The sequence below is a fragment of the Pseudomonas sp. fls2-241-R2A-110 genome (genome assembly GCF_030209165.1).
In the GTDB taxonomy this organism is placed as follows: Bacteria; Pseudomonadota; Gammaproteobacteria; order Pseudomonadales; family Pseudomonadaceae; genus Aquipseudomonas.
This window is the reverse complement of record NZ_JARVSN010000011.1, coordinates 22,736-39,575: the sequence shown is the minus strand read 5'-3', so window position 1 is coordinate 39,575 and position 16,840 is coordinate 22,736. Positions and strand designations below refer to the sequence as shown.

Sequence of the window (16,840 nt, the reverse complement as noted above, 5' to 3'; positions counted from 1 at the left end):
CCCACAGGGGAACGCATTCCAATGTGGGAGCGAGCTTGCTCGCGATGACTTCTGACGCAGCAATATGAATCTTAAGCCCTGAACTGCCCCAGGCTCGCCTTCAACTGCGCCGCCAAACCATCCAGCACTTTGCCGCTGGCCGTGGTTTCCACCACCGCCTGTGCCGCTTTCTCAGCCTGAGCATGGATAGTCTCGACCCGACCCCGCACAGCCTGCGCGCCTTGCGCCTGATGCGCCGCTGCCTGAGTCGCCAGACCAATTGCCGCATGCACCTGCTCGACCGACGCCTGCACCGATTGCTGCAACCGCGCACTGTCACGCAGCACCAGCAAACCTTCACTGGCTTGACGCCCGGCCTGGCCAATCGCGGCCACCGCTTCACGCGCCCCTTGCTGCAAGGCCACGATGTGCGCCTGGATGTCGCCCGTGGAGCTCTGGGTCTTGCTCGCCAGCGCCCGAACTTCGTCCGCCACCACCGCAAAGCCACGACCGGTCTCACCCGCTCGCGCCGCTTCGATGGCGGCGTTCAGCGCCAGCAAGTTGGTCTGCTCGGCGATCCCGTGGATCACCGTCAGCACCACTTCAATCTGCTCACTCTGCTGCGCCAGCCGCTCGATGACCTTCGCCCCGGTATCGACCTGACCGGCCAACGCCTCGATCAGGCTGCCGACCTTCGCTGATGTCCGGGTGTTTTCATCCGTGGCCGAACGAATGTCCACCACTTGCTGCAAGGCTGCCTGCATCGCATGGCTTTCAGACTGGGCTTCGTCAGCCATTTGCGACAACGCACGCAGGCTCTCGGCCACTTCATCGCGCTGCATGCCGGCCGCTTTATCGGCACCGGCATTGCGCAGGGTCATGGCGCCAATTTCGACGCCGGTGCGCTGAGCCACATCACCCGCTTCGCGCACGATCGGCTGCAACTTGTCGACGAAGCGATTGACCGCCGAGGCCATGTCGCCGATTTCATCCTTGCTGCTGATTTGCACACGCTTGGTCAGGTCGCCCTCGCCCGCCGCCAGATCATCCATGGCGCTGATCAGCATCTTCAAGCGATTGACCACTCGACGCCCCAGCACCACCGCCAGCAACAGCAGCACGCCGCAACCGACCAACGCCAGGCCCATGCCGATGCGCCAGCGCAACGTCGCCGCCGCTTCCTGCACTGTGCTGGTGGTGTTGGCTTTCATTTCAGATGCGGTCGACTGCGCGGACGTCAGGCGTGCGCGCATCGCCGTGGCACTGTCCGCCGCCGCGCCCTTGAGGCTGTCGCCGACCAGCTGATCGCTGCTGGCGATCAGCGCCGCGAAGCGCTTGTCCAGGGCGGCCAGGTCGGTTTCCACGGATGCAGTGGAAACACCCATCAAGACCTTGCCGATTTCCACGCCGTTGGGGTTGATCGAGGCTTCGAGGTAGTAGACCGACGGATCGTTCTTCGCCGCATCCAGCACCTTGTCCAGCGCACGCTCGCCCTGGCCTTTCTCCAGCAACGCCTTGTTGATCGGATTTTCCCGATTGAGGTAGCGCGTCAGGTGCTGGCCCGTGGCGTCGTCGTAAACCACGAACAACACGTTGGGGTTGCGCTGCGCGCGGCGGGCGAATTCAGACAGGGTCGGAACGTCGCTGTCCCACATCGCCCGAGGTGCGACCGAGGCCAGCAATTGCGCCATGTCGTTGGCCGAATCTTTCAGATCCTTTTCCAGCGTCGCCCGCAATTGCACCTGCTCGTCCTTGAGTCGCGAAGACAGGCCGGCGGTGAGTCGCTGACGCGTACTGGTGGAAAGGTTGTCCAGGCTCGACGTGACTTCACGCCCGGCCTGCTCAAGCTCGCCAGAAAGTTTTTGACTGTCGGCACCCAGACGCACACCCAAATCAGCTTCAAGCGCAGTCACCGTGCTCCGAGTCAGAGCCACAGCCACCAGCACCTGCACCAAAAGGGCGATACCAAGAGTAACGAACACAGGCCGCAGTAGACGGCTTTGTAACAGTGAGAGAACAGCCGACACTTGATATCCCTCTGCATTGACGCCATTAAATTGATGGCACGCCAGAAGCGATGCTATTAATGAGGATCACACGCAAAGGTCATGCCGTCCGAGAGGCATAAACGACAAAGGGCCCCATAAGGGGCCCTTTGTGTTTTACATCAACGACTTATTAAGCGAACGGGTGACGCAGAACGATGGTTTCGTTGCGGTCCGGGCCCGTCGAAATAATGTCAATCGGCGCACCGACCAACTCTTCAACGCGTTTGATGTAGTTGCGAGCAGCTTGCGGCAGCTCTTCCAGCGTCTTGGCACCAACGGTGGATTCGGTCCAGCCCGGCATCTCTTCGTACACCGGCTCCAGGCCGATGTAGCTGTCGGCATCAGTCGGTGCGTCGATCACTGCACCATCCTGGTTCTTGTAGCCAACACAGATGTTGATGGTTTCCAGGCCGTCCAGCACGTCCAGCTTGGTCAGGCACAGGCCCGAGATGCTGTTGACGTCGATGGCGCGGCGCAGGATGACGGCATCGAACCAGCCGCAACGACGGGCACGGCCAGTGGTAGCACCGAACTCGTGACCACGCTTGGCCAGGAATGCACCCACGTCGTCGAACAGCTCAGTCGGGAAAGGACCCGAACCGACGCGAGTGGTATAGGCCTTGGTGATGCCCAGGATGTAATCCAGGTACATCGGGCCAAAACCGGAACCAGTGGCGATGCCGCCTGCGGTGGTGTTGGAGCTGGTGACGTACGGGTAAGTACCGTGGTCGATGTCCAGCAAGGAGCCCTGGGCGCCTTCGAACATGATGTCTTTGCCAGCGCGACGCAGCTCGTGCAGCTCAGCGGTGACGTCGAGCATCATCGGCTTGAGCAGCTCGGCGTATTCCATGCACTCATCAAGAGTTTTCTGGAAGTCGATGGCCGGCTCTTTGTAGTAATTGACCAGCACGAAGTTGTGGTAATCCAGCAACTCGCCCAGCTTGGCGGCGAAACGCTCACGGTGGAACAGGTCACCGATGCGCAGGCCACGACGTGCAACCTTGTCTTCGTACGCCGGGCCGATGCCGCGACCGGTAGTACCGATCTTCAGCTCGCCACGAGCCTTTTCACGGGCCTGGTCCAGCGCGACGTGATAGGACAGGATCAGCGGGCAGGACGGGCTGATACGCAGGCGCTCACGCACCGGTACGCCTTTCTCTTCCAGCTTGATGATTTCCCGCAGCAGAGCGTCGGGTGCAACCACCACGCCGTTGCCGATCAGGCACTGCACGCCCTCGCGCAGCACGCCCGACGGAATCAGGTGCAAGACGGTTTTCTCGCCGTCGATCACCAGGGTGTGACCAGCGTTGTGGCCACCCTGGTAGCGCACTACGGCGGCAGCATGTTCGGTCAGCAGATCAACGATCTTGCCTTTGCCCTCATCACCCCATTGGGTGCCCAGGACTACGACATTCTTACCCATAACACTTGTCCTCATTCGCGCAAACTTGGTGCCGGCGGCGAGCCGGCAGGAAAACTCAAGAAGCCAGCGGCAATACTTGCCAAAGCCCGTTCTGCTGAATCAATTGCCGGTCGCAGTCCGCTTCACGGGCGGCGGCCAAAGGTTGCCCAGGCAATGCCTGAACGACACGCTGACCCTCACTGCGCAACTGGCAAACCTGCTGCCAGAGTGCCGCATCCGTACTGTCAGGCATCCAGATACCGCCAGACGGTAACTTGATCTCAGCACGCCCCAGGGTCACCAGGGTTTTTAAATCGGTGGAAAATCCGGTGGCCGGACGCGCGCGACCGAAATCGGCGCCGATGTCGTCGTAACGACCACCCTGGGCAATGGACTGGCCAACACCCGGCACGAACACCGCGAACACTACACCGGTGTGGTAGTGATAACCGCGCAACTCACCGAGGTCGAAATACAGCGGCAACTCCGGGAATCGCACGGAAAGACGCTCGGCAATCGCCAGCAAATCATCCAGCGCCGCCAACACCGGCGCCGGCGCAGCCGCCAGACGCTCGCGGGCAGCGCTCAATACTTCACGACCGCCACACAGGTCGACCAACGCTCGCAGCATGCCCGACAGATCGGCAGGCAAGCCTTCGGTCAAGGTAATGACCTCGTCGATGGCTTTACGTTGCAACGCATCGAACAACTGCTGCTCGACTTCACCGGACAAACCGGCGGCGCGGGCCAGGCCGCGATAGATCCCCACATGACCGAGGTCCATGTGTACATCCGGCACATCGGCCAGTTGCAACATGGCCAGCATCAGGCTGATGACTTCCACGTCGCTGCTCGGGCTGGCATCGCCGTACAACTCGGCGCCCAGTTGAATCGGGCTGCGCGAGGATGACAAGGCCCGCGGCTGAGCATGCAATACGCTACCGGCATAGCACAGGCGACTCGGCCCTTCGCGACGCAGGGTGTGCGCATCAATGCGCGCCACTTGCGGCGTGATGTCGGCACGGAAACCCATCTGCCGGCCCGATTGCGGGTCAATGACCTTGAAGGTACGCAGATCGAGATCCGAACCCGCACCGGTCAGCAGGGATTCCAGGTACTCGATATGGGGAGTCACGACAAACTCGTAACCCCAGCTCTGGAACAGATCCAACACCTGACGACGCGCGACTTCAATACGCGCGGCTTCTGGTGGCAGTACTTCTTCGATGCCATCTGGCAGCAGCCAGCGGTCTACCGTTGCCATTACGCCATTCCCCTATGATCCGGGCGGCAAGCCGTTGGGCGAGCCTTGAGTGAAGCAGAAAATGATCGGCTCATGTGCAAACAACGCGCATAAACAACGTGGCGAAAAGCCTGAAACCGGCTTCGCCCTACCACTTTCCTCGAAAAACCTGTTGTGCCTGCATAAAACAAAAAACAGCAATCAAACGTGCAGACGCAAAAAAGCCGGGAATTTCCCGGCTGCCGCATCATACACACGTTTTCCCAAAGGATCACCCCGCCCGAGGCTTTAGCCGCCAGGCGGGGGATGATTCAGGTCAACGTCGTATCAAGGCTTGGCTTTTTCCAGGTAACGGAAGAAGTCACTGCTTGGGTCCAGGACCATGACGTCGGATTTGTTCGCGAAGCTTTCACGGTAGGCGCGCAGGCTACGATAGAAACCGTAGAACTCCTGATCCTGGCCGTAGGCCTTGGAGTAGATTGCAGCGGCCTGGGCATCACCGTCACCGCGAACTTCTTCGGATTCACGATAGGCTTCAGCCAGCAGCACGCGGCGTTGACGATCGGCGTCGGCACGGATGCCTTCTGCCAGTTCGTTACCCTTGGCGCGGTGCTCGCGAGCTTCACGCTCACGCTCGGAACTCATGCGTTCGAAAACGCTGCGGTTCACTTCCTTCGGCAGGTCGATAGCCTTGACCCGGACATCGACGACTTCGATGCCCAACTCTTTTTCCGCCATCTTGTTCAACGATGCGGTGATATCGGTCATCAGCGCATCGCGCTCACCGGATACCACTTCATGCAGCGTACGCTTGCCGAACTGGTCACGCAGGCCCGATTCCAGACGACGGGAAAGACGTTCGTCAGCAATCTGCTTGAGGCCGGAGGTCGCGGTGTAGAAGCGCTCGGCATCTTTCACGCGCCACTTGGCGTAGGCATCAACCATGACGGCTTTCTTTTCCAGCGTCAGGAAGCGTTGTGTCGGTGCATCCAGCGTCATCAGGCGTGCGTCGAATTTACGCACCTGGTTAACGTAAGGCACCTTCACGTGCAAGCCTGGTTGAACGTCAGCCTGAACCACACGACCGAACTGCAGCAGCACCGCACGCTCGGTCTGAGCCACGATGTAGAAGCAGTTCCAGGCTGCGATCGCCACGACGACGCCGACAATAAGGGCGATCAGCGATTTATTGCTCATCAGCGACTCTCCCTGGTACGTGCCGGCTGCTGCAGATCAGCTGCTGCACGCGTATTCGCTTCGTTGCTGGTAGCTGCCGCACCGGTCACCGGAGTACTGGTGTTGCGACCACTTTCGACCATCTTGTCCAGCGGCAAGTACAGCAGATTGCTCTGGCCATTCTTGTTGCCAGTCACGAGGACCTTGCTGGTATTGCTGAAGACTTCCTGCATGGTGTCCAGGTACAGACGCTCGCGGGTGACTTCAGGCGCCTTGCGATATTCGGCCACCAACTTGGTAAAGCGATCCGCTTCACCCTTAGCGCGCGATACCGTTTCGTCACGGTAACCGTTGGCATCTTCAAGGATGCGCTGGGCCTGACCACGGGCTTCCGGCACGACGCCGTTGGCATAGGTTTCAGCCTGGTTACGCGAACGCTGCTCGTCTTCACGGGCACGGATCACGTCATCGAAGGCTTCCTGTACTTCACGCGGTGCAGCTGCGCTCTGTACGTTGACCTGGGTGACAGTGATGCCGGTGCGATAGGTATCCATGAAGCGTTGCAGACGCTCCTTGATTTCGCTGGCCATCAATTCACGACCTTCGGTCAGCACCTGGTCCATCGCCGTGGAACCCACGACATGGCGCAATGCACTTTCGGTCGCGTGCTGCAGGCTGATTTCCGGCTGATCGACGCTCAGCACGAAATCCTGCAGGTTGCTGATCTTGTACTGCACGGTCAACGGCACTTCGACGATGTTCTCGTCCTCAGTCAGCATTTGACCCTGCTTGGTATAGGCACGCTCACGCGTGACGTTTTCCAGGTACTTGTGATCGATCGGCGGGAAGTAGATGTTCAAGCCTGGGCCGACCGTCTCGTAGTACTTGCCGAAGCGCAGCACCACGGCTTGCTCCTGCTCGTCGACTACATAGACTGCGCTGTACAGCCAAATAGCCGCCAGCACGACAAGGCCGATGCCGAGCAGGCCGCCGAAGCCACCACTCCTGCCCGGACCACCGCCGTCATCACCGCGTTTCTTACCACCACCGAACAACCCGTTCAGGCTTTCCTGCAGCTTTCGGAAGGCCTCGTCGAGATCCGGTGGTCCCTTGCGGTCGCCGTTATTGCGGCGCTTGCCACCCCAAGGATCCTGATTATTCGAGTTGCCACCCGGCTCATTCCAAGCCATAGCGCTCTCCATCTGATAAAGCAAAGACGCACCCACGGCGCGCCGACCAATGCTACAGAATGCCTGTCACCACGGCACAACCGCTTTCTCAGGCTTTTATTGCAAAGTGTGTTGCTCGATGAAGTCCATCGGCTGCAATCCTTCGCGGCTCACCAGTCGATTCAACTCGATTCGTGGCAAACGAACGGCCAGCAGGCTGACGCCTTCTTCGTCGTGTTCTTCTTTCTGTACCGCACCGGCTTCGAAAAACTGCGCACGCAGTCGAGCAAAACGTTGCGGCAAGCGCAAGGTGCCAACAAACAAATCATTGCCGAGCAGTTCGGCCACGGCCTGCTTGAGCAGGTCCAGACCTGTACCGTCCTTGGCCGACAACCAGACCCGCAGCGGTTTGCCATCGGCATCGCGCTGGATCTGTGGCTCAACGCCCTCAAGCAAATCGAGTTTGTTGTATACCTCGAGGATCGGCAAGTCCTGGGCACCGATCTCGCCCAGTACTACCATCACCTGCTCGATCTGCAACATGCGATCCGGTTCGGCCGCATCGATCACGTGCAGCAGCAGGTCCGAGTTGCTCGACTCTTCGAGCGTAGACCGAAACGCCTCGACCAGTTTGTGGGGCAAATGACGTATGAAACCCACAGTGTCGGCCAGGACAATCGGCCCCAGGTCGTCGATTTCCAGACGGCGCAAGGTCGGGTCCAGCGTGGCAAACAACTGGTCAGCCGCGTACACGTCGGATTTCGTCACGTTATTGAAGAGCGTGGATTTGCCGGCGTTGGTGTACCCCACCAGGGACACGGTAGGAATATCCGCACGCGAACGGCCGCGTCGCGACTGTTCGCGCTGGCTGCGCACTTTTTCCAGTCGGCCCTTGATCTGTCTCAGGCGAACCCGCAGCAAGCGGCGGTCGGTTTCCAGCTGGGTTTCACCCGGGCCACGCATACCGATACCGCCACCCTGACGCTCAAGGTGAGTCCAGCCACGAACCAGCCGGGTGCTCATGTGGTCAAGCTGGGCCAGTTCTACCTGGAGCTTGCCTTCATGGGTACGGGCGCGCTGGGCAAAAATATCGAGAATCAGACCGGTACGGTCGATCACGCGACACTCGAAAACACGTTCGAGGTTACGTTCCTGACTGGGCGTGAGGATGTGATTGAAAATCACCAGATCTGCCTTTTCGGCATGGACCAGGTCGCGCAGTTCCTCGACCTTGCCGCTGCCAATCAGGAATTTGGCGGTTGGCCGATGACGCGGCACGTTAAAAAACGCAACGGTCTCGGCGCCAGCCGAATTAGCCAATTCCTGAAACTCCTGCGGATCTTCGCGCGCCTCAGGGTCCTGTCCATCCAAGTGAACGAGGATTACTCGCTCACCACCACCGTGGCGCTCAAAGAACAAAGGAGACTCCTATCAGGCGTTACCTGGCTCAGCGTCACCTGCTTCGGATTCGGTTGCGCTAGGCAGACGAATTGGACGAACCGGCACCACTGTAGAGATAGCGTGTTTGTAAACCATCTGGCTGACGGTGTTTTTCAGCAGGATAACGAACTGGTCGAAAGACTCGATCGTGCCTTGCAGTTTGATCCCGTTGACCAGGTAGATGGACACCCCAACTTTCTCTTTACGTAAAGTATTCAAGTAAGGGTCTTGTAGCGAATGCCCTTTTGACATGTGCCGCACTCCTTTAAGGATTCAATATAAAAAATAGGTAAACAGATGACTTGTGGCCGTCACACCCCCAAGGATAGACGGCAATTGCAAGGACTCAGCTCAATATGGAGATGGTCCCCAGGTATTTCAAGGCGCGCGGCAGATTGTCGCAATCCAGGCTGTCCAACCAGTGTAAATCAGCCCAGCTGCGCAGCCAGGTGAACTGGCGCTTTGCCAATTGGCGCGTGGCAATGATTCCACGCTCCTGCATCTCGGCTTGCGTCAGCTTGCCATCCAGGTAGTCCCAGACTTGTCGATAGCCTACCGCACGTATAGACGGCAACCCTGAATGCAGGTCACTGCGTTTACGCAGGGCTACGACCTCGTCAATGAATCCCTGTTCCAACATGTTCGTGAATCTTTGTTTAATTCGCTCGTGCAGTACTTGGCGATTTGCCGGAGCAATGGCCAAGTTCGCGACAGTATAGGGCAATTGTTGCAGTCCCGAAGCGGCTGCTTCAGTACTTTGCGCAGATTGTCGCAACCTGAGCTCAGTCATGCTCTGACCACTGACGCGATAAACTTCCAGCGCTCGACTGAGCCGCTGGGGATCGTTCGGATGAATACGCGCGGCAGACACCGGATCGATGACCGCCAACTGTTCGTGCAGCGCAGGCCAGCCAAGGCGTACGGCCTCTTCTTCGATCTGCGCCCGGACATCGGGATCAGCCGCCGGCATATCCGCCAGGCCTTCGACCAAAGCCTTGTAATAGAGCATTGTCCCGCCTACCAGCAGCGGAATTTTACCCCGCGCGGTGATCTCGGCCATTGCTTCCAGGGCATCACGACGAAAATCCGCTGCCGAATAACTCTCTGCCGGGTCGAGAATATCGATCAGACGGTGTGGGTATTCAGCCAACAGTTCTTTTGAAGGCTTGGCGGTGCCGATGTCCATGCCGCGGTAAACCAGCGCTGAATCGACACTGATCAGCTCGCAAGGCAGGACCTTGGTGAGTTCGATGGCCAGATCGGTCTTGCCGGCGGCGGTCGGGCCCATCAGGAAAATCGCAGGAGGGAGCTGGCTCATCAACGACCGCGCAAAAACAGTTTGTCCAGATCGTCCAGGCCCAGTTGGGTCCAGGTCGGTCGGCCATGGTTGCATTGACCGCTGCGCTCGGTGTTTTCCATGTCGCGCAGCAGACCGTTCATTTCCGGCAGCGCCAGTCGCCGATTCGCCCGAATCGCGCCGTGACAGGCCATCGTGCCGAGCAGTTCGTTCAGGTGCGCCTGAATCCGGTCGCTGGTGCCGTACTCCATCAAATCCGCCAGGACATCGCTAACCAGTCGGTTGGCTTCAGCCTGTTTAAGTAATGCGGGGATTTGCCGGATGGCCAGTGTTTCCGGGCCCAAGCGCTGCAGTTCAAAGCCCAGGCGCTGGAACCAGGCGACGTTTTCTTCGGCGCAATCGGCTTCGCGCTGGCTGACCGCCAGGGATTCCGGCACCAGCAAAGGCTGGCCACTCAGCCCTTCACTGGCCATGGCGACTTTCAGGCGCTCGTACATGATTCGCTCATGAGCGGCGTGCATGTCCACCAGCACCAGGCCCTGGGCGTTTTCCGAAAGGATGTAGATGCCTTTGAGCTGCGCCAGCGCATAACCCAGCGGCGGAATATCGTCCTGTCCGGCCGGTAATGCGACGGCGTTGGCTTCTGGCAGCGGTGCAAAAAATTCGCGGTATGCAGCCTGCGCTTCAGCCACCGGCACACCGGACTGAGGCCGCGGGGTGTATTGATACTGATAACCCGCGCCTGCACCCGAGCCGGCCGGCGTATTGAACGACGGCTGCGCCTGAGGCTGCTCCAGCAAGGCATTGGCCGCCAGGCGCATTTCGCCCTGTGGACCGAATTCGCCAGCATCGATGCCGGTGGGTCGCACGATGGCGGTCGCCACCGGGCTGGCCAAGTGATCTTCCGGCCGCACATCGCCCAAGGCACGGTGCAAGGTGCCATAGAGGAAATCGTGGACCATGCGCCCGTCACGGAAGCGCACTTCGTGTTTGGTCGGGTGGACGTTGACGTCGACACCCGCCGGATCGACTTCGAAAAACAGCACGAACGTCGGGTGCCGGCCATTGAACAACACGTCGCGATAGGCCTGGCGTACCGCATGGGCCACCAGCTTGTCGCGGACCGCACGGCCATTGACGAAGAAATACTGCAAGTCCGCCTGGCTGCGGTTGAACGTCGGTAACCCGACCCACCCCCACAAGTGCAGACCATTGCGCTCGATTTCGATCGGCAGCGCCTGCTCGAGGAAACCGGAACCGCAGATGGCCGCCACACGCCGGGCACGGGCCGCGTCGTCATGGGCTTCGTGCAGGCTGAGGATGGTCTTGCCGTTGTGGCGCAAATGGAACGCCACGTCGAAACGCGCCAACGCCAGACGCTTGATCACTTCTTGCAGGTGATCGAATTCGGTTTTTTCAGTCTTGAGGAATTTGCGCCGCGCCGGGGTGTTGAAGAACAGGTCGCGCACTTCAACCGAGGTGCCCACCGGATGGGCTGCAGGCTGCACGCGAGGCGCCATGTCCCGGCCTTCGGTCTCGACCTGCCAGGCCTGATCGGCATCCTTGGTGCGGGACGTCAGGGTCAGGCGCGCAACGGAGCTGATCGAAGCGAGGGCCTCACCGCGAAACCCGAGACTCATGACTTGCTCGAGATCTTCGAGGTTACGAATCTTGCTGGTGGCGTGTCGCGCCAGGGCCAACGGCAAATCATCGGCAGAAATGCCGCTGCCATCGTCGCGAACCCGCAGCAACTTGACACCGCCCTGCTCCACGTCCACATCGATGCGTCGTGCACCGGAGTCGAGGCTGTTTTCCAGCAGCTCCTTGATCACCGACGCCGGGCGCTCAACCACCTCACCCGCGGCAATCTGGTTCGCCAGCCTTGGGCTGAGCAGCTCGATGCGAGCTGCCGGGGTCACCACCTGATTCATTCCTTGGCCGCCAGTTCGGTGCCGGGAATGGTCAAGGTCTGACCGATTTTCAGCTCATCGCTTTGCAGGTTGTTGGCGCTGCGCAATGTGGCCGGCGATACCTGATAACGCACGGCGATCATCGCCAGCGTCTCGCCCGGGCTCACCCGGTGATCGCGAGGGCCTTGCACGATTTTCCCGGAGTCACGCAACCAGGCGATGTAAGTACCCGGCGGTGGATTCTGCTGGAAGAACTGACGCACGCCACTGCTGATCGAACGCGCCAGCGCCTGCTGGTGATTCGCTGCCGCCAGCTTGGACGCTTCGTTGGCATTGGAGATGAACCCGGTTTCGACCAGGATCGAAGGAATGTCCGGCGACTTCAGCACCATGAACCCGGCTTGTTCCACGCGCTGCTTGTGCAAAGGCGTGACCCGGCCAATGTTGCTCAGAACCTTCTGGCCGACGTTCAGGCTGGAGGTCAGGGAAGCGGTCATCGACAAGTCCAGCAATACGCCCGCAAGCATACGGTCCTTGTCGTCAAGGCTGACGTTGCCGGCGCCGCCGATCAAGTCGGAACGGTTTTCGCTGTCGGCCAACCAACGGGCGGTCTCCGACGTCGCGCCGCGATCGGACAAGGCAAACACCGATGCACCAAAGGCAGCAGCCGAAGGCGCGGCGTCGGCGTGGATCGAAACGAACAGGTCAGCGCCCTTCTTGCGGGCGATTTCAGTACGGCCGCGCAACGGAATGAAGTAGTCACCGGTGCGGGTCAGTTCTGCGCGGAAGCCTTTCATGCCGTTGACTTGACGCTGCAATTCACGGGCGATGGCCAATACCACGTCTTTTTCCTTCTGGCCGCGGGAGCCTGAGGCACCCGGGTCTTCTCCACCGTGGCCGGCGTCGATCACCACCAAGATGTCGCGCTTGCCAGCCGGTGCGGGCGGCAGCTTCACTGCCGGCTCCGTCGGAGTCACCGGAGTCACCGGAACTGGCGCTACTGTCGCAACGTTGGTTGGCACGGGAATTGGCGCGGCGGCATCGGCACTATCGAACAGATCGACCACCAGGCGATTACCGTACTGGGCGTTTGGCGCCAAGGTAAAACTTTTCGGTGTGACGGCTTTTTTCAGGTCAATGACTACCCGCAGGTCCGTCGGTGTGCGCTGGGCCGAACGCATGGCGGTGATCGGTGTGTTCGAGGTGTTGACGTTCAGTGGTGCACCGAGGGTCGCGCCATTGATATCGATGACCAGCCGGTCCGGGGCGCTCAAAGTGAATACGCTGTGTTGCACCGGCCCCGTCAGGTCGAACACCAGCCGTGTGTTGTCCGGAGCCCGCCACAGGCGAACGCTGTTGACCTTTGTCTCGGCCACAGCGTCGACGGTCACCGCCAAAAACAACATACCTACGGCAGCTACCATCGCGCGAAAGCGCATACCTAACCCCATCATTTAATTGGTTTCCAATGCCAAAACGGCACACCACGACTCGCCACGCGAGCCTTGGGACAAAATTTTCAGCGAACGCCCGCTGTCTTGCGGGCTAATGGTAATGGTCAGGTCGGGCTTTGGCAAAAAGCCTGCACCCTTCTGGGGCCATTCGATCAGACAAAGCGCATCGTCTTCGAAATAATCGCGGATGCCCAGGTACTCCAGTTCCTCAGGGTCGACCAATCGATAGAGATCGAAATGGAACGCCCGGATGTCGCCGATTTCGTAGGGTTCGACGAGGGTGAACGTCGGGCTCTTTACCGCCCCAACATGCCCCAAGCCACGGATGATGCCCCGCGACAGCGTGGTTTTCCCCGCGCCCAGATCCCCTTCCAGAAAAATCAGACCGTGCCCTTGGGTGGTTTTTGCAATGCGCTCGCCGAATGCGGTCATCGCCTCTTCATCAGCCAGGTACAGGGTTACTTCAGACACGGTGCTTGCTCCTCCAACAACTGACGAATGGCCGGGATCAGATCACTGGCCGCCAGCCCACGGCCCGATTTACCGACTTGCGCGCCAGCATTGGCGTGCAACCAGACCGCCAGGCAAGCAGCGTCGAACGTGTCCATGCCTTGGGCCAGCAGTGCGCCAACCAGACCGGCCAGCACGTCGCCCAAACCAGCGGCAGCCATTGCCGGATGGCCCTGATGACACACCGCCAGTCGCCCGTCAGGACAGGCGACCAGACTGCCGGCACCTTTCAAAATCACTACTGCTGTATATTTTTTGCTCAGCGCATGGGCCGCTGCCGGCCGATCGGCCTGAACCTCGGCGGTGCTAATTCCCAATAAACGCGCCGCTTCCCCTGGATGCGGCGTGATCACGCAATCCTTGGGCAAGCTCACCTGCCCTTGCGCCAGCAGATTCAGCGCATCGGCATCCCAGACTTGCGGCAACGGTGCATTGGCCGCCGCCGACAATAGGCTGCGCCCCCAGGAAGTCTGGCCCAGGCCCGGGCCGACCACCAGTACGGAAACCTTTTGAAGCAGTCCCATCAGCTGATTGGCCGACGAAACCCCGAGCACCATCACCTCAGGGAGTCTCGCCAACGCCGCCGGAACATGTTCACTGCGCGTGGCCACGGACACCATGCCCGCACCGCTGCGCAGGGCACTTTGCGAACTCAGCAGGATCGCGCCACCCAAGCCACGGTCACCGCCAATCAGCAAAACATGGCCGAATTTGCCTTTGTGCGATGTTGGCGCACGGCTCGGCAGACGCGGCAGGTTACCGGTCGACAGACGGCAAGCGCTGACAGCGACCCCACTGATGGTCTCGGCGCTCGCTTGCAGATCATTGAAAACCAGCTCCCCCACCCCATCCGCCGCGTCACCGGTAAACAGCCCCAGCTTCAAACCAATGAAGGTCACGGTCAGATCAGCACGAATGGCCACGCCGAGTACGCGCCCGGTATCGGCACTCAGTCCGGAAGGAATATCCACCGCCGCCACAGGCAAGCCACTGGCATTGATCGCTGTGATTGCGCTGGCATAGGGCTCTCGCACTTCACCGGTCAGACCGGTGCCGAGCAAGGCGTCCAACACCACACCCCGCAGCTCGGAGTGCGGGGCCCAGGCTTGTACGGCGACGCCTTCCGAAACGGCCTCGGCGTGAGCCAACGCCGCATCGCCCTGCAAATGCAGGGGATCGCCCACCGCCAACACCCGCACGTGCCAGCCGGCACGCCGGGCCAGCACCGCCACCAGATAACCGTCGCCGGCGTTGTTACCGCGACCGGCCACGACCGTCAATTCGTTCGCCGTCGGCCAGTGACGGACCAGCGCACGCCAGGTCGCCCGGGCAGCCCGCTGCATCAATTCGAAGCCCGGCGTGCCGGCCGCGATCAGGCTCGCGTCGAGGGCTCGCACTTGCGCGGCGCTGTACAGCGCGTCGGGTAAATCATCTTTAGTGTGCGGCATGCGTCTTCGGGCTCCGATGTCTGGCAGAATTATACGCACCTCAGCTCCGGTTTCTCTCGCCTCATGCCTGCTATTAACACAGACCTCCCCGCCCTCGCCCAATCCATCAAGGACTGGGGCCGCGAGCTGGGCTTTCAGCAAGTCGGCATCAGCGGCCTGGACCTCGCCGAGCACGAACAGCACCTGGAACGCTGGCTTGCGGCCGGCTACCACGGCGAAATGGAGTACATGGGCGCCCACGGCAGCAAACGTTCGCACCCGGGAGAGTTGGTGCCCGGCACACTTCGAGTCGTATCCCTGCGCATGGACTACCTGCCGGGCGACACCGAAATGGCCAAACGCCTGACTCAACCTGCAAAAGCCTACGTCTCGCGTTATGCCTTGGGCCGCGATTACCACAAATTGATCCGCAAACGCGTGCAACAACTGGCCGAAAAAATTCAGGCAGTGATTGGGCCATTCGGTTACCGCGCCTTTGTCGACAGCGCTCCGGTGCTGGAAAAAGCCATCGCCGAACAAGCAGGTCTTGGCTGGATCGGCAAAAACACCCTGGTCTTGAACCGCAAGGCCGGCAGTTATTTCTTCCTCGCCGAACTCTTTGTCGATTTGCCGCTGCCGATGGACCCGCCACACAGCACCGAGCATTGCGGCCGCTGCACCGCGTGCCTGGACATCTGTCCGACCAACGCCTTCGTCGGCCCCTATGTACTGGACGCCCGGCGCTGCATCTCGTACCTGACCATCGAACTTAAAAGCGCAATCCCGGAAGATTTGCGCCCGCTGATCGGCAATCGGGTGTTCGGCTGCGATGACTGCCAGATCGTCTGCCCGTGGAACCGCTTCGCCCGTCCGTCCGGAGAAAGCGACTTCAAGCCACGGCACAACCTGGACAACGCCGAGCTGGCTGAACTGTTCATGTGGGATGAGGACAAATTCCTCAGCAGCACCGAAGGTTCTCCGCTGCGCCGGGCGGGTTACGAGCGCTGGCTGCGAAACCTGGCGGTGGGTCTGGGGAACGCGCCGTCGAGCATTCCGGTGCTGGAAGCGTTGAAGGCGCGCCGCGACTATCCCTCAGAGCTTGTGCGTGAACACGTCGAGTGGGCGTTGAAGCAACACGGCCTGTAATTTCAAGCCTCGTCGTTGTAAACGAACTTTGGCATTTCCCAGTGAAAACGAATCGCCAGCAACCGCAACAGGAAGCCGCCAAACAGGGTGATCAAAATCGCCTGTTCGCCCGGCAGTTGCAGGTAAATGCAGAGCATGTAGCACCACGCCGCCGCGAACGAGACGCTGGCGTACAGCTCGCGCCGGAAGATCAGCGGGATGTCGTTGCAGAAAATGTCGCGCAGGATGCCACCGAAAACCCCGGTGATCACGCCGCTGACCGAGGCCACCAGCATGCCGTGGCCCATTTCCAGGGCGGTCATGCAGCCGATCAGGGTAAACGCCACGAGGCCGACGGCATCGAGCACCAGGAACAGCGAGCGCAGGTGACGCATCCAGCGTGCAGCGAAGACGGTGAACATGGCCGCGATCGAGGTCAGCACCAGGTATTCCGGGTGCTTGACCCACGTCAGCGGGTAGTGGCCGAGCAGCACGTCGCGCACTGAGCCGCCACCGAGGGCCGTGATGCAAGCAATCAGCACCACGCCGAACCAGTCCATGCCTCGCCGACCCGCAGACAGGGCGCCAGTCATGGCTTCGGCGGTGATGGCAATCAGGTAAAGCATCAGCAACATGGTGGCGGTCCTTGCAGGAAGGCGC

General features: G+C 60.4%; 14 protein-coding genes. 1 reads left to right on the top strand and 13 read right to left on the bottom strand.

Going from position 1 to position 16,840, the window contains the following annotated elements:
• Window positions 1–71: 71 nt before the first annotated feature.
• The 12 genes from QRN31_RS10140 to QRN31_RS10085 all read right to left on the bottom strand — a co-directional run bounded on the left by QRN31_RS10140 (window position 72) and on the right by QRN31_RS10085 (window position 15,076).
• The gene (locus tag QRN31_RS10140) at window positions 72–2,006 is read right to left on the bottom strand and encodes a methyl-accepting chemotaxis protein (RefSeq protein ID WP_285431792.1); all 1,935 of its coding nucleotides are present in this window, start codon (window positions 2,004–2,006) and stop codon (window positions 72–74) included.
• 151 nt (window positions 2,007–2,157) lie between these two features.
• The gene (locus QRN31_RS10135) at window positions 2,158–3,450 is read right to left on the bottom strand and encodes an adenylosuccinate synthase (RefSeq protein WP_010464193.1); all 1,293 of its coding nucleotides are present in this window, start codon (window positions 3,448–3,450) and stop codon (window positions 2,158–2,160) included.
• 55 nt (window positions 3,451–3,505) lie between these two features.
• Window positions 3,506–4,693, bottom strand: a complete 1,188-nt coding sequence (locus QRN31_RS10130) for an ATP phosphoribosyltransferase regulatory subunit (RefSeq protein ID WP_285431789.1) — start codon at window positions 4,691–4,693, stop codon at window positions 3,506–3,508.
• Between the two features lie 306 nt (window positions 4,694–4,999).
• Window positions 5,000–5,869, bottom strand: a complete 870-nt coding sequence (hflC, locus tag QRN31_RS10125; protein ID WP_059405812.1) for a protease modulator HflC — start codon at window positions 5,867–5,869, stop codon at window positions 5,000–5,002.
• Entirely contained in the window at window positions 5,869–7,038 is a 1,170-nt protein-coding gene (gene hflK, locus QRN31_RS10120; protein ID WP_285431787.1) for an FtsH protease activity modulator HflK, read from the bottom strand. The genes hflC and hflK overlap by 1 nt, the downstream gene beginning before the upstream one ends.
• Window positions 7,039–7,134: 96 nt before the next feature.
• Window positions 7,135–8,436 carry a ribosome rescue GTPase HflX gene (gene hflX / locus QRN31_RS10115; protein WP_285431786.1) on the bottom strand — a complete coding sequence of 434 codons (1,302 nt, stop codon included), beginning with the start codon at window positions 8,434–8,436 and terminating at the stop codon, window positions 7,135–7,137.
• A 12-nt stretch (window positions 8,437–8,448) separates the two neighbouring features.
• Complete coding sequence (hfq, locus tag QRN31_RS10110) at window positions 8,449–8,709, bottom strand: RNA chaperone Hfq (RefSeq protein WP_007902656.1); 261 nt, start codon at window positions 8,707–8,709, stop codon at window positions 8,449–8,451.
• Window positions 8,710–8,803: 94 nt separating this feature from the next.
• The gene (gene miaA / locus QRN31_RS10105; protein WP_285431974.1) at window positions 8,804–9,775 is read right to left on the bottom strand and encodes a tRNA (adenosine(37)-N6)-dimethylallyltransferase MiaA; all 972 of its coding nucleotides are present in this window, start codon (window positions 9,773–9,775) and stop codon (window positions 8,804–8,806) included.
• Window positions 9,775–11,673 (bottom strand): DNA mismatch repair endonuclease MutL, encoded by a 1,899-nt coding sequence (gene mutL, locus QRN31_RS10100; protein WP_285431973.1) that lies wholly within the window; start codon window positions 11,671–11,673, stop codon window positions 9,775–9,777. The genes miaA and mutL overlap by 1 nt, the downstream gene beginning before the upstream one ends.
• Window positions 11,674–11,681: 8 nt before the next feature.
• On the bottom strand, window positions 11,682–13,070 hold the full coding sequence (locus tag QRN31_RS10095; RefSeq protein ID WP_502942470.1) for an N-acetylmuramoyl-L-alanine amidase: 1,389 nt from the start codon (window positions 13,068–13,070) through the stop codon (window positions 11,682–11,684).
• A gap of 48 nt (window positions 13,071–13,118) precedes the next feature.
• Window positions 13,119–13,589 (bottom strand): tRNA (adenosine(37)-N6)-threonylcarbamoyltransferase complex ATPase subunit type 1 TsaE, encoded by a 471-nt coding sequence (gene tsaE, locus QRN31_RS10090; protein ID WP_285431784.1) that lies wholly within the window; start codon window positions 13,587–13,589, stop codon window positions 13,119–13,121.
• The gene (locus QRN31_RS10085) at window positions 13,577–15,076 is read right to left on the bottom strand and encodes an NAD(P)H-hydrate dehydratase (protein WP_285431783.1); all 1,500 of its coding nucleotides are present in this window, start codon (window positions 15,074–15,076) and stop codon (window positions 13,577–13,579) included. The genes tsaE and QRN31_RS10085 overlap by 13 nt, the downstream gene beginning before the upstream one ends.
• Window positions 15,077–15,139: 63 nt before the next feature.
• Between QRN31_RS10085 and queG the strand changes: the two genes are divergently transcribed.
• Entirely contained in the window at window positions 15,140–16,201 is a 1,062-nt protein-coding gene (gene queG / locus QRN31_RS10080; RefSeq protein WP_285431782.1) for a tRNA epoxyqueuosine(34) reductase QueG, read from the top strand.
• A gap of 2 nt (window positions 16,202–16,203) precedes the next feature.
• Here queG and QRN31_RS10075 read toward each other — a convergent pair whose 3' ends face one another.
• Window positions 16,204–16,815 (bottom strand): trimeric intracellular cation channel family protein, encoded by a 612-nt coding sequence (locus QRN31_RS10075; protein ID WP_007945604.1) that lies wholly within the window; start codon window positions 16,813–16,815, stop codon window positions 16,204–16,206.
• Window positions 16,816–16,840: the final 25 nt, after the last annotated feature.

Coding starts and splice junctions, on each gene's coding strand:
- QRN31_RS10135 (WP_010464193.1), bottom strand. CDS start 3,450: ATGGGTAAGAATGTCGTAGTCCTGGGCACCCAATGGGGTGATGAGGGC.
- QRN31_RS10130 (WP_285431789.1), bottom strand. CDS start 4,693: ATGGCAACGGTAGACCGCTGGCTGCTGCCAGATGGCATCGAAGAAGTA.
- hflC (WP_059405812.1), bottom strand. CDS start 5,869: ATGAGCAATAAATCGCTGATCGCCCTTATTGTCGGCGTCGTCGTGGCG.
- hflK (WP_285431787.1), bottom strand. CDS start 7,038: ATGGCTTGGAATGAGCCGGGTGGCAACTCGAATAATCAGGATCCTTGG.
- hfq (WP_007902656.1), bottom strand. CDS start 8,709: ATGTCAAAAGGGCATTCGCTACAAGACCCTTACTTGAATACTTTACGT.
- miaA (WP_285431974.1), bottom strand. CDS start 9,775: ATGAGCCAGCTCCCTCCTGCGATTTTCCTGATGGGCCCGACCGCCGCC.
- QRN31_RS10095 (WP_502942470.1), bottom strand. CDS start 13,070: ATGTTGTTTTTGGCGGTGACCGTCGACGCTGTGGCCGAGACAAAGGTC.
- QRN31_RS10085 (WP_285431783.1), bottom strand. CDS start 15,076: ATGCCGCACACTAAAGATGATTTACCCGACGCGCTGTACAGCGCCGCG.
- queG (WP_285431782.1), top strand. CDS start 15,140: ATGCCTGCTATTAACACAGACCTCCCCGCCCTCGCCCAATCCATCAAG.
- QRN31_RS10075 (WP_007945604.1), bottom strand. CDS start 16,815: ATGTTGCTGATGCTTTACCTGATTGCCATCACCGCCGAAGCCATGACT.